The organism is Microbulbifer sp. ABF4_107 (assembly GCF_056312215.1).
Window position 1 is genome coordinate 4070833 of sequence record NZ_CM149983.1, and the last position, 12515, is coordinate 4083347.

Sequence of the window (12515 nt, forward strand, 5' to 3'; positions counted from 1 at the left end):
AACCACAGCGGGCACACTTTCCACCATCCATATGGCCGGGTATTACGCGCTCAGCGTCGCGGCCTGATTTCCTCGTCCAGGCGAGCCAGCAACTGCTCTGCCCAGCGAATCCAGGTTTTCTCCGTTTCAATGCCCAGCAACAGTGGCTGATGGGATATCCACAGTCTCTGTTGCTGTTCTGCCGGGCGTCGGTAGAAACGGGCATTCTGTGCCTCGTAGGTGGCAAGTTTGTCCCGGTGTTGAACCAGGTGGTTGGCGAGCTCTGCGCGCATCTGCACCGCAGACAGGTGGTGGCCGGCAAAAACCTGAATCAAGAATGGGTCGCGGATCTTTTGTGCAGCGGCGGGCTGTGTAATCCAGGATGCCAGCGCATCCCGCCCGGCATCGGTCAGGCTGTAGATCTTTTTGTCGGGGCGGCCATTCTGGCGCTCCTCGACACAGTCCAGCAGTCCCTCGTGGTGCAGCTTGTGGAGCTCCCGGTACATCTGCTGATGACTGGCGCTCCAGAAGTGGTTGACACTGCGCTCGAAACGGCGTTTCAGGTCGTAGCCACTGCCGGGCTCGATATCCAGTAGGCTGAGCACGGCAAATCTAAGGGACATTGTGGATCTCGACAGTCAAATCAAAGGGCGATGTATGCGCAAAGTTGCATAGCCCCGTAGTGTACGGTGCCTTCCCTGAAGGAGGTAGTTTCAGGGGCGGAGGACGATATACTCCGGGCAGCCCTATTAGGATGTTAATTGCGGATATTTACTTGAGGTAGGATGCTCATGTTGGGTATTAATGAAAATATAATATGAAGGGACTGGAAATTACGGTTTTGGTGGATATAATCGCAGCCGCCACCAAAAGTGGCTGAATAATGTTCAATAGCAGTAATCCGCCGTGGCCAAAAGCCACCGAACGTCAGGTCCAGTGTCAGCATGTCGCCCCAATCTCTGTCTCAGGCTACCGAAGCCATTCCTGTCTCCCCGCCGGTGATGGCGCTGGAGGACGAAAAGCCGGTTGAGACATCCCAGTGCACCAATTCCCAGCTGAATCAGCGCCGCAACCGTCGCACCCGCTGGAGTGAGTGGCTCCTCGATGTGTTCGCCATGAACAGCTTCTCATGGGCAATTGCGATACCCATCGAGTTGATGCTGGCGGGAATGAGCTGGCGGGAACACCTGAAGGTTCGACTGCTCGCGGTGGTGTTCAACACCTTGATCGCGCGCCCGTTCAGTCTCTACCGAAACTGGATTGTGGGGCGTTTTGGCCGTGGCAGCGCGTTGCACAACTATGGTGTGGATACCTTTGTATTCCTCAGCTTCCAGCTGCCTCTTTACACGGCCAATATGCTGCTCGGAGGTGCTTCTGCGGGTGAAATCGCCACTGCCTGCGCGACCTTTGCTCTGATCGCGGGTGTACTCGGGCGGCCCTACGGTATGTACCTGGATTGTCTGCGGCGACTGTGGAGCCGGGGTCTGGGGCACCGCAATGGCGCGGATTGCGACCCGGCTGCGGCCGAGTTGGAGCGGGCGTAATAGCTTGTAATGCCCGGTAGTTGACTTGCGCATGGGTCCTGCCTTCAAATGCGCCCAGCAAGAACTCCGTCGCATTTTGAAATTTTGGCGTAGAATAGTCTTATGCGGTGCCTGGTTTGGTGTAAGGCCATGCCAGTACCGGGCAGGATGCCCTGGTCGCCGCCAGACACAAGTCTAAAAGCGCACAGTGTGCGTATACAGGATACGAAAGACTTGCCGGGCCGCCCAACCCGGCGAGATATCCACCCTGAGTAAGTCACTTCCCGTGGAATTCCCGCGAGAAATCATTCCGACAGGGGTATGGGCCGGGTTGCAGGAATAGCCCGAACTTTTAGTGGTTACAAGGAAGATAATGACCATGACCTACTGCCGTACGGTGAGTAGCACCTGCGATGGTGCCAGCGCCAGAGCGATCCGCCGGCTACCTACCCAGTGTTGGGTAGCGGGTGGCCGTATTATTGTGGCTGTTGCCGCGCTGACCCCCACCTTTGCCTCTGCCTTTCCCGGGCAGGCCATACTCCTCGAGAATCGCCTCCCCCTGATTTGGATTCTGCTTACTGCGGTCGCCCTGGTTGCCAGTCTTCTGGTGAGCATGCGCCTGCGTGCCCGGCTGCAAGCCGCGCAGGATGCGGCGGCTGCCAAGGTTGCAGACCTGCAGGCGGAAAACGCAAAGCTGTTCCGCCAGGTGCAAACCCGGGTGCACGAGTTGATGGAGCGCGACAAGCAGCTTGAGGAGGCGAGGGTTGCTGGGGAACAGGCGGAGGAAGAACATCGGGACTTCCTGTCCCTCAGTGGGCACCGTATGCGCAAGCCACTGGAAACACTGGTAAGCACCATGAGTCTGCTGTCCCGTGGCGGCGATGATGAGACCCGCCACCTCGCAGAGGCCGCGCTCGGACAGTGCCGTGCGTTGCGCAGTACCATTGAAGAAATTCAGCGCGCTGGCCAGGGCAGTCCTCAGGGGCTTGGGTCTGCTGCAGCGCCCCCCGTGTCGATCGAGGAGGCGCAGCGTGAGCTGTATATATTGCTGGTGGAAAACGACAGCCACCCAAGTCTGCGCCCGCGCCTCGAAGCCAGTGGCCACAAGGTGCGCCGGGAAACCAATGGCATCGATGGCGCCGAGGCGGCGCTGAAGGCGAAATACGATCTGGTACTGATCGATGTGCGTTTGCCGCTGATTGACGGTGTCGAGACTGCGCGCAAGATTCGCGGGGATTTTGCCAATGAGAGCCTACTGATCTTCGGCATGCTGGACAGCGTCAACAAGGGAGATCGCGAGCGCTTCGCCGGCCGCGGCCTCTCCGGTGTTCTCCCTTCCAACCCCTCGGACACACAATTGGTGCAGTTGTTGAGTTGGGTGGATCAGAAAACCCAGCCGAAATCGACGCCGAGCAAGCCTGCGCGTGCCAGCAAGGTGCTGAACTCCAGTACCCTGGAGCGCCAGCGAGATACCCTGGGACATCTGGCATTCTCCGAATTGCTTGGCGACCGCCTCGCCAACTTGCCGAAGAAGATCACCGCGCTTACCAGTGCTCTGACCGGCCGCCACTGGCTCGATGCACAGCACCAGGCCCAGGCGATTGCCGCTGAAGCAGAGAGTGTTGGTTTGGAAGTGGTCGCTGCGCGCTTGAAGGCGCTGTCTGCGCGGCTGTCCATCGACAGCGAGCGGGATTATTGTCGCCACCAGCGCACGGAAATACTCGGGCTGATGCGTTCCTCAATCCAGCAGCTGAAAGCCTGGCGGGAGAAAAATGTGCATACCGAGTGGGCACTGCGCTAGCTTGCTACAGGGTGCGAGTGCGACAGACAACGGGGTGGCCGCGACAACTTGCGTGCCCGTGTGCTTATCGGTGGCGGAATTAGCACTTACACTTAAGCGTTGAATAATCGATTGGAAACTGAACCATGTCCGAGCATTATCCCGCCGAGCAACAATCCGAACGCGAGCGCTCCGGGCGCGACATCGCCACTCTGGTATACCTTATTCAGGCGATCAGCATTTTCACCGCGGTGCCGTTTTTTGTTGGCGTGATTATCAACTATGTGAAGCTGGGGGATGTGCGCGGCACCGTTGCCGAGTCACACTTCCGTTGGCAGATTCGCACCTTCTGGTACAGCCTGTTGTGGTTTGTGATTGGCTGGGCAACCGTGTGGATTCTGGTGGGCTTCGTGGTCTGGGGAATCAGCTGGGTGTGGGTGTGCTATCGGGTGATACGCGGCTGGTTGACCCTGTCGGAGAACCGGCCGGCCTATTCCTGAGGCGGTACGGTGACAGAATTTTGATGTTCCGGTTTTAGTAGTACCGGTTTTAGTAGTACCAATTTTAGAAGTACCGATAAACGGTGAGAGAAACCGTTGGAGCGGCCAATTGGCCGCTCTTTTTTTGCCTGCTGGCTGGCGGTATTGCCAGTGGCTGGTCGTTAGATTCCGCCCATCAATGCCAGTACAAACAGGTCGGCGGGCAATAGCTGTCCATTCACTTCGAGATTGCCGCGATCCAGTTGCAGGTGCATGGTCAGCTGGCCGTCCTTTTCCTGCATAAACCCGTATTGTTTCAGCGCACTGGCCTGCATGATCAGGGGTGACTGCATCAGGGCCTGCTCCGCAGCGGAAATATTTGCACTGCCGTTCAGGTTGTCGAGCCAGAACAGTTTGCTGTTCTGTACGTTGCGGTTGCGTGGCATGCCCTTCCAGTCCACGTCCAGCTGCAGCTGTAACGGGCCATTTGCGGTCTGGATGTCCAGCTGTTGCTGTGCCTGCAGTGGGCGCTGGAACACCACCGGCCAGCTGCGCTGGTGGGAGGGAGTCAACATCAGGTTGTAGAGAAAGTGGTGCAGATCGTCGTAGCTGATGGATGGCAGGTTGATCTGCTGAGTCATGCTGCTGGCCGGTGTGGAAGACTGGATCTCGGGCAATTTGATCCCGGCCAGAACCTTGAGGGTGCGTGGTGCCACCAGTTCACTGGCGTACTCCAGCTCCACGTCCCGCAGCTCGAGTGGGCCGTTGTCGTTATTGGCGCGCACCAGCGGCAGTGTGGCATGCAGGGTGCCGGCACCTGAGGGTGCCAGGGCAAATTCGCCCTGAGCGGACTGCAGGTACAGTGCTTCGCGGTGGCCGTCCATGCGCACAAACTCGCCCAGCTCAAAGCGGCTGTCTCGCTGCTTGCCCTGGTAGTCCGTCACAAAGCGGATCTCGCCCCCCTTGAACAGGATCTGCTGGTCCGCCACGACACGCTCGATGGGCTGCAGAAACAGGGTATTGATCACCCGGTTGTTGGCAGCCACCAGTGTTTCCAGCACGACAGGGCTGTCGTCCACACTCGTGCCAATAGGACCGTAGTAGGCTTCCAGCTGATGGCGCAGCACCGGTTCCAGCTGTTTGCCGGTGAGGCGGGTTTCCGCATAGAGGGCGCCCACTCTGGGGCCGCTGCGGGTAAACAGAACCGGGCCGTGCTGGATTTCACTGAAGGTTTCAGTGGCGCCCTCTTTCCCTTTTAACAGGGTCAGCGCCTCAGCGCCGAACCAGCCGCGCTGGTAACCGTTCAGGTCAATATTCGGCTGCTGGGCGAGTTGCTGTTGCAGAGCTTCCTCGACCTTGGGGCCAATCAGGCCCGGTGCGATGAGCGCAGCCAGCAACAGCACGGCGGTGGTGGTAATCAGGAGTATACGTAAGGCTTTCATGTGGTCAAAAATCGGGCGTCGTAAACGAGGGGCCCGATAGTATCAGATCGCGATGAATCTGGTGACCTTGTGCGCAATACCGCCGCGGCTCAGTCGCCGTCGATGACGCCGGGCTCGCCGGCAATGGCGCGGGCAACTTTAGAGCCGCTGTCGCGCCCCAGTGCCCGTGAGATAAAGTTGCCGGCCCTGGCCAGACGGGCGAGGTCGACGCCGGTGTGAATACCCAGTCCGTCCAGCATGTAGAGCACATCTTCGCTGGCCACATTGCCGGAGGCGCCGCGGGCGTAAGGGCATCCGCCGAGCCCGGCCACCGCGGAATCCACCACGGAGATTCCGGCCTGCAGGGCGGCGTAGATATTCGCCAGCGCCTGACCGTAGGTATCGTGGAAGTGCACCGCCAGCTTTTCCAGGGGCACCTGTTGCGCCACGGTTTCGATCATATAGCGGGCCTTGTCCGGAGTGCCGACGCCAATGGTGTCGCCGAGGCTAATTTCGTAGCAACCCATATCCAGCAGCGCTTTGCTGACCTCGGCCACCTTTTCGGCCCTGATGTCGCCCTCGTAGGGGCAGCCGAGCACACAGGACACGTAGCCGCGCACCGGAATGCCGTCGATGCGGGCCTGCTCCGCCAGGGGGCGGAAGCGATCCAGGCTCTCCTCAATGGAGCAGTTGATATTTTTGCGGGTGAAGCTCTCCGACGCCGCACCAAATACCGCGACCTCGTCCGCCCTGGCATCCCGCGCGCGCTCGTAGCCCACCATATTGGGGGTGAGGGTGCTGTAGGTGACGCCGGGCTCGCGGCGGATACCGGCGAGCACTTCCTCGCTGGCCGCCATCTGCGGTACCCATTTGGGGCTGACGAAGCTACCGGCCTCAATCACCTTGAGACCGCTGTTGCTCAGCAGGTCGATGAGTTGCACCCGGGTCTCTACGGAGATGGGTTGTTTCTCATTCTGCAGGCCGTCTCGCGGGCCTACTTCGACCATTTTTGCTCGCTCCGGAAGTGCCATCGAAAATACTCCAGTTAGCCTTCGGCGGTTTCTGCGCTGAAGTCGATCAACAGGCTGCCGCCATCCACCAGTTCGCCGGCGGCGCAGAAGAATTGATTTACGGTGCCATCTGCCGGCGCACGCAGGGTGTGCTCCATTTTCATCGCCTCCATCACCAGCAGCGGCTGGTCTTTGCTGACCCTGGCTCCGGGCTCCGCCAGCAGGGTGACGATGGTGCCGTTCATCGGTGCTTCCAGGCCGTGAGCGGTATCGGCGCTTTCGCCGGTGTCCGGCGGCAGGATTTTAAAGTCCACCTGCTCGCCACTGACAAACACCGTGCCTTCGCGATCGTGGGATACGCTGGAGTAATTCACCCGGCGCCCGTCGAGCACTGCCACATTCTGCCCGTGCAGAGCGGCAACGGTGCCGCTCTGGTTATCTACTGCGGCGCTGCACTGCCAGTGCAGATTGTCTTCGCTACCGGAGTAACGGATTTCAATCTCACGGCCGTGCACTTCGACTTTTTGACTGCGCCAAACGGTGAGGCCGTTGCGCCAGTTGTTGCCGCTATGCCATGGAGAGAAAGGGTCGGCTTTCGGCGCGGAGCGGTGTTGCGCACGCGCTTCGCTGTGGAACAGAAAGGCGGCAATGGCGGCACACTGCTGGGAGCGCAGCTGTTGTTCCTGCTGCAGGATTTCCTGTTCGTGATCTTCGATAAAGTGCGTATTGACGCGACCGTTCACGAAGGCGGTGTGATTGATGACCCGGCGCAGAAATTCGATATTGTGGCGCAGTCCGGCAATCTGATACTGCTGCAGGGCGCGATCCATTTTTGCCAGGGCCTCGCGGCGGTTGCGACCGTGCACGATCAGTTTGGAAATCATCGGGTCGTAGTGCACGCTGATTTCGTCGCCGGTCTGCACGCCGGTGTCCACGCGCACGGATTTGTCTTCCGCGGGCGGTTGGTGCCGCAGTAACTTACCGGTAGCCGGCAGGAAGTCGTTGTCCGGATCTTCCGCGTAGATACGCACTTCAAAAGCGTGCCCGATAATACTGAGTTCTTCCTGGGCCAGTGGCAGGGAGTCACCAGCGGCCACCGACAGCTGCCAGGCAACCAGGTCCTGGCCGGTAGTCATTTCGGTAACCGGGTGCTCTACCTGCAGGCGAGTGTTCATCTCCATAAAATAAAACGAACCGCCGGCATCCAGCAGGAATTCCACGGTACCCGCGCCCACGTAACCGATGGCGTGGGCGGCGCGCAGGGCGGCCTCGCCCATTTTCTTGCGCGTCTCGGCGGACAGGCCGGGCGCCGGGGCTTCTTCCACCACTTTCTGGTGGCGGCGCTGTACCGAGCAGTCGCGCTCGAACAGGTATACGCCCTTGCCCTGCTTGTCACAGAACACCTGGATTTCCACGTGGCGCGGATTCACCACGTAGCGCTCGATCAACATGATGTCGTCGTTGAAGGCGTTGCGCGCTTCGCGCTTGGCGGCGTCCAGTGCTGCGTGGAATTCGTTGGGGTTGTCGACCCGACGCATACCCTTACCACCGCCACCGGCGGCCGCTTTGAGCAGTACCGGGTAGCCGATGCGGTTGGCGTGGCCTTCGAGAATGCCGGGGTCCTGGTTCTGGCCGTGGTAGCCGGGCACCAGGGGTACATTGGCCTCTTCCATGATCCGCTTGGCGGCGGATTTGGAGCCCATGGCGTCGATGGCGGCGGCGGGTGGGCCGACAAAGATGATGCCGGCTTCTTCGCATGCGCGGCAGAAGTGGGCATTCTCGGAGAGGAATCCGTAGCCGGGGTGGATGGCGTCGGCGCCGGTGCGTTTGGCGGCGGCGAGGACTTTGTCGATGTCCAGATAGGATTCTTTGGCCGGGGCGGGGCCGAGGTGTACGGCTTCGTCGGCCTGCTGGACGTGCAGGGCGTTGGCATCTGCGTCAGAATAAACCGCGACGGTGGCGACGCCGAGGCGACGCGCGGTGCGGATAATACGACAGGCAATTTCGCCACGGTTGGCGATCAGCAGTTTGCGAATCATAGCTGGCTCTGTTTGGTCTTTTCCGGGCTCTATTCGAGCTCTGTTCCGGCTCAGTGGCGGCCGGTCACCGGGTGTCGGTTTTCAGGACCGCTGTAAACCCATCCCTGGGCGCTTCGGCGCAAACATCCTGTTTGCGACGATCCTGAAAACCGACACCCGGTGCCCGGCCTTCGATTTGAACTTTTGTACTTCGTTAGTTCTGGATTCCGGATGCTTTTGTCATGCCGGACTCGATCCGGTATCGGAATGACGAAGTTGCTGCATCAGTAGTTTGTACATCGTCATCCCGGACCTGATCCGGGATCCAGCCTGCGAGGCCTAAATCTCGCTCGAGGCCTAATCCTCGCTCGAATTCATCCAACTGGGCGCACGCTTCTCCAGAAACGCACTCAAACCTTCCTGCCCTTCCGGCGAAACTCGAACGGCAGCAATCAGCGCGCTGGTCTGCCCCTGCAACTCGTCGTTAACAACACGGTTGGACATGGACATCGCCAATTGCTTGGCCATGGTTACGGCGTTGGGGCCGTTGTCGGTAATACTGTTCACCAGCTTCTGTACCGTCAGGTCCAGCTCGGCTTCGGCGACCACCTCGGAAACCAGGCCGATTTCTTTCGCGCGCTCTGCGGAAAATCGCTCGGCAGTCACAAAGTAACGGCGCGCCTGACGAGCGCCGATGGCGTTGATCACGTAAGGGCTGATGGTGGCCGGCAGCAGGCCGATTTTCACTTCGCTCAGGCAGAAACTGGCGCGCTCGGCGGCGACGGCGATGTCGCAGCAGCTGACCAGACCAACCGCGCCGCCAAACGCAGCACCCTGTACACGGGCGATGGTGGGGGCGGGGAAATTGTCGAGTTTGTGCAGCATGGCGGCGAGGGTCGCGGCGTCGGTGCGGTTCTGCTCTTCACTGTAATCCGCCATGCGCTTCATCCAGTTCAGGTCGGCGCCGGCGGAGAAGTTTTTGCCATTGGACGCGAGCACCAGCGCGCGCACTCCACCACTGCGGGCGAGGTTGTCGAAGGTTTCGCCCAGCTGGCGAATCAGATCGTCGTCGAAGGCGTTGTGGATTTCCGGACGGTTGAGGGTAACCGTGGCAACGCCTTCGTTGTCGATTTCGCACAGCATTTTTTCGGTCATGGTGATTCCTTGAAGTTGGCTATAGCTACGGAGTCGGAAAGGTTCTGATGCCGGTATTTGTTTGCTGGACCTTCAAAAACATGGATGTTTTTGCAGAGCCCCCAGGGATGGGTTTACGGCGTGTCCAGCAAACAAATACCGGCAGCAGGACCCGCACCATACTATCCCCGTGCTCAGAACTACATTCGAAAGACCCCGAACTTGGTTTCTTCAGGCTCCTTGTGTGTGGCCGCGGCCAGACACAGTCCCAATACGGTGCGGGTATCTTTCGGGTCGATCACCCCGTCATCCCACAGTCGCGCGGATGCGTAATACGGATGCCCCTGGTGTTCGTAGTCATCAATGATCGGCTGCTTGAACTTGGCGATTTCCTCCTCGCTCCAGTCCTCACCCTTGGCCGCCATCTGGTCTTTCTTCACCTGCGCCAGTACACCCGCCGCCTGTTCACCGCCCATCACCGAAATGCGCGCGTTGGGCCACATAAACAGGAAGTTGGGATCGTAGGCGCGGCCGCACATGCCGTAGTTGCCGGCACCGAAAGAGCCGCCGATCAGAATCGTGATCTTGGGCACTTTAGCGGTGGCAACCGCGGTGACCATCTTGGCACCGTGCTTGGCAATACCGCCGGCCTCGTACTGCTTGCCTACCATAAAGCCGGTGATGTTCTGCAGGAAAACCAGCGGAATATTGCGCTGTGCGCAGAGCTCAATAAAGTGCGCGCCTTTCTGCGCGCTCTCGGCAAACAGAATGCCGTTGTTGGCCACAATACCCACCGGGTAACCGTGAATCCGCGCAAAGCCGGTCACCAGCGTAGTGCCGTACATCGCCTTGAATTCATCAAACTCGGAGCCATCTACAACCCGCGCGATAATCTCGCGTACATCGAACGGCTGGCGGGAATCCTTCGGCACGATGCCGTAGATCTCTTCCGGCGGATAAATCGGCTCGATCGGCTTCTGCACATCGAGACCGGGATTCTTCACCCGGTTCAGTCGCGATACCGAATTGCGCGCAATCTGCAGCGCGTGGGTATCGTTATTGGCAAAGTGATCGGAAACCCCGGAAGTCTTACAGTGCACCTCCGCACCGCCCAGCTCCTCCGCAGAAACCTCCTCCCCGGTCGCCGCCTTCACCAGCGGTGGGCCGGCGAGAAAAATCGTCGCCTGCTCCTTCACCATAATCGACTCATCCGCCATCGCCGGCACATAAGCGCCGCCTGCGGTACAGCTGCCCATCACCACCGCGATCTGCGGAATGTTCTGCGCAGACAGATTCGCCTGATTGAAGAAGATACGCCCGAAGTGCTCGCGATCCGGAAACACATCGTCCTGGCGCGGCAGGTTGGCACCGCCGGAATCCACCAGATAAATACAGGGCAGGTTGTTCTGCTCCGCAATCGCCTGTGCGCGCAGGTGTTTTTTCACCGTCAGCGGATAATAGGTACCGCCCTTTACCGTCGCATCGTTAGCGACGATGACACAGGGCTGGCCGGCAACGGTACCGATACCGGTCAGAATCCCCGCCGCCGGCACGTCTTCACCATAAACGTCGTACGCCGCCAACTGCGAAAATTCCAGAAACGGGCTGCCCGGATCCAGCAGCGCGTCGATACGATCGCGGGGCAGCAATTTACCGCGAGAAACATGCTTCTCCCGCGCGCGCTCACTGCCGCCCTTGGCGATGGTTTCCAGCTTTTCGCGCAGGTCATCCACAATGCTCTGCATCTGCTCGCGGTTTTCTGCGAATGCCGGATCCCGGGAATTAATCTTGGTCTGAATCTGGTTCATAAAAAATACGAGGCCAATTCGTAGTCAGAATCTGGATGCGAAGGTGCTGGTGCCGATGCCGGTTCTCCAGACCTTCTAAAACAGGGATGTTTTAGAAGAGCCCCCAGGGATGGGTTCACGGCGTGTCTGGAGAACCGGCATCGGCAGCAGCACCGCCACCGAAGTAAAATAGGACTTAGCGAGTCTCGTTAAAAAGTTCGCGCCCGATCAACATGCGACGGATCTCAGAAGTACCGGCGCCAATCTCGTACAGCTTGGCATCACGCAGCAGGCGACCGGTGGCGTACTCATTGATATAACCGTTGCCACCCAGCGTCTGAATCGCCTGCAGCGCCATCTGCGTCGCACGCTCCGCAGTAAACAGGATCACCGCTGCAGAATCTTTGCGCGAATCCTCACCGCGGTCACAAGCCTTGGCTACAGCGTACAAATAAGCGCGGCTCGCATTCAGATCCGCATACATATCCGCAACCTTGCCCTGCATCAACTGGAATTCACCGATCGCCTTGCCAAACTGCTTGCGATCGTGAATATACGGCACAACGATATCCATACACGCCTGCATGATGCCCACCGGTCCACCAGACAAAATCGTACGCTCGTAATCCAGGCCGCTCATCAGCACACGCACACCGCCGTTCAGCTGACCCAGAATATTTTCCTCTGGCACCTCGCAGTCCTCAAACACCAGCTCACAGGTGTTGGACCCGCGCATACCCAGCTTGTCCAGCTTCTGCGCCTGAGTGAAACCCTTAAAACCGCGCTCAACAATAAACGCCGTAATACCGCCAGAACTGATACCCGGCTCCGTGCGCGCATAAATCACATAAGTGTGCGCATCCGGACCGTTGGTGATCCACATCTTGTTGCCGTTCAGAATAAAACGGTCGCCCTTCTTCTCCGCCTTCAACTGCAGGCTCACCACATCGGAACCGGAGTTCGGCTCACTCATCGCCAGCGCACCAATGTGCTCACCGGAACACAGCTTCGGCAGATACTTCGCCTTCTGCTCCGGGGTGCCGTTCTTGCGAATCTGGTTCACACACAGGTTGGAGTGGGCGCCGTAGGACAGGCCGACAGACGCAGACGCGCGGGAGATTTCCTCCATCGCCACCGCATGGGCCAGGTAGCCCATATTGGAGCCGCCGTATTCCTCTTCCACGGTCATGCCCAGCAGACCCAGCTCACCAAACTTCTTCCACATATCGGCCGGGAACAGATTGTCCTCATCGATCTGCGCCGCGCGCGGGGCCAGTTCTGCCTGACAGAACTTGTAGACCATATCCCGCAGCATATCGATGTCTTCACCGAGATCGAAGTTCAGGGTTGGGTAAGGGGTATTCATGGGCTGCTCCGCAGTGAA

10 protein-coding genes are annotated in these 12515 nt (G+C 59.2%); 3 read left to right on the forward strand and 7 right to left on the reverse strand.

Translation table 11 applies throughout. The annotated features are described in order from the left end of the window. Nucleotides 1-50 precede the first annotated feature (50 nt). A complete protein-coding gene (locus ACYX4K_RS16735; RefSeq protein ID WP_475091019.1) occupies nt 51-602 on the reverse strand; it encodes a PadR family transcriptional regulator in 552 nt (183 codons plus the stop codon). A gap of 321 nt (nt 603-923) precedes the next feature. Here ACYX4K_RS16735 and alaE point away from each other — a divergent pair, with 321 nt between their 5' ends. The 3 genes from alaE to ACYX4K_RS16750 all read left to right on the forward strand — a co-directional run bounded on the left by alaE (nt 924) and on the right by ACYX4K_RS16750 (nt 3782). Continuing rightward, nucleotides 924-1523: an L-alanine exporter AlaE gene (alaE, locus tag ACYX4K_RS16740; protein WP_475091018.1), complete on the forward strand. Its 600-nt coding sequence runs from the start codon at nt 924-926 to the stop codon at nt 1521-1523. A gap of 352 nt (nt 1524-1875) precedes the next feature. Next, nucleotides 1876-3303, forward strand: coding sequence for a hypothetical protein (locus ACYX4K_RS16745; protein ID WP_475091017.1), 1428 nt, complete (start codon nt 1876-1878; stop codon nt 3301-3303). 125 nt (nt 3304-3428) lie between these two features. Beyond that, nucleotides 3429-3782: a DUF4870 family protein gene (locus ACYX4K_RS16750; protein ID WP_475091016.1), complete on the forward strand. Its 354-nt coding sequence runs from the start codon at nt 3429-3431 to the stop codon at nt 3780-3782. Nucleotides 3783-3943: 161 nt separating this feature from the next. On the opposite strand, the gene ACYX4K_RS16755 is transcribed toward ACYX4K_RS16750, so the two are convergent. From ACYX4K_RS16755 to ACYX4K_RS16780, 6 genes are all read right to left on the reverse strand, one after another. Beyond that, the gene (locus tag ACYX4K_RS16755) at nt 3944-5203 is read right to left on the reverse strand and encodes a DUF945 family protein (RefSeq protein ID WP_475091015.1); all 1260 of its coding nucleotides are present in this window, start codon (nt 5201-5203) and stop codon (nt 3944-3946) included. 89 nt (nt 5204-5292) lie between these two features. Further along, nucleotides 5293-6213, reverse strand: a complete 921-nt coding sequence (locus ACYX4K_RS16760) for a hydroxymethylglutaryl-CoA lyase (protein WP_475091014.1) — start codon at nt 6211-6213, stop codon at nt 5293-5295. 14 nt (nt 6214-6227) lie between these two features. Beyond that, nucleotides 6228-8231, reverse strand: coding sequence for an acetyl/propionyl/methylcrotonyl-CoA carboxylase subunit alpha (locus tag ACYX4K_RS16765; protein WP_475091013.1), 2004 nt, complete (start codon nt 8229-8231; stop codon nt 6228-6230). A 336-nt stretch (nt 8232-8567) separates the two neighbouring features. Next, the gene (locus ACYX4K_RS16770) at nt 8568-9365 is read right to left on the reverse strand and encodes an enoyl-CoA hydratase/isomerase family protein (RefSeq protein ID WP_475091012.1); all 798 of its coding nucleotides are present in this window, start codon (nt 9363-9365) and stop codon (nt 8568-8570) included. Between the two features lie 179 nt (nt 9366-9544). Continuing rightward, nucleotides 9545-11152, reverse strand: coding sequence for a carboxyl transferase domain-containing protein (locus ACYX4K_RS16775; protein WP_475091011.1), 1608 nt, complete (start codon nt 11150-11152; stop codon nt 9545-9547). A gap of 175 nt (nt 11153-11327) precedes the next feature. Further along, complete coding sequence (locus ACYX4K_RS16780) at nt 11328-12497, reverse strand: isovaleryl-CoA dehydrogenase (protein WP_475091010.1); 1170 nt, start codon at nt 12495-12497, stop codon at nt 11328-11330. Nucleotides 12498-12515: the final 18 nt, after the last annotated feature.

Coding starts and splice junctions, on each gene's coding strand:
- ACYX4K_RS16770 (WP_475091012.1), bottom strand. CDS start 9,365: ATGACCGAAAAAATGCTGTGCGAAATCGACAACGAAGGCGTTGCCACG.
- ACYX4K_RS16735 (WP_475091019.1), bottom strand. CDS start 602: ATGTCCCTTAGATTTGCCGTGCTCAGCCTACTGGATATCGAGCCCGGC.
- ACYX4K_RS16745 (WP_475091017.1), top strand. CDS start 1,876: ATGACCATGACCTACTGCCGTACGGTGAGTAGCACCTGCGATGGTGCC.
- ACYX4K_RS16760 (WP_475091014.1), bottom strand. CDS start 6,213: ATGGCACTTCCGGAGCGAGCAAAAATGGTCGAAGTAGGCCCGCGAGAC.
- ACYX4K_RS16780 (WP_475091010.1), bottom strand. CDS start 12,497: ATGAATACCCCTTACCCAACCCTGAACTTCGATCTCGGTGAAGACATC.
- ACYX4K_RS16750 (WP_475091016.1), top strand. CDS start 3,429: ATGTCCGAGCATTATCCCGCCGAGCAACAATCCGAACGCGAGCGCTCC.
- ACYX4K_RS16775 (WP_475091011.1), bottom strand. CDS start 11,152: ATGAACCAGATTCAGACCAAGATTAATTCCCGGGATCCGGCATTCGCA.
- ACYX4K_RS16765 (WP_475091013.1), bottom strand. CDS start 8,231: ATGATTCGCAAACTGCTGATCGCCAACCGTGGCGAAATTGCCTGTCGT.
- alaE (WP_475091018.1), top strand. CDS start 924: ATGTCGCCCCAATCTCTGTCTCAGGCTACCGAAGCCATTCCTGTCTCC.
- ACYX4K_RS16755 (WP_475091015.1), bottom strand. CDS start 5,203: ATGAAAGCCTTACGTATACTCCTGATTACCACCACCGCCGTGCTGTTG.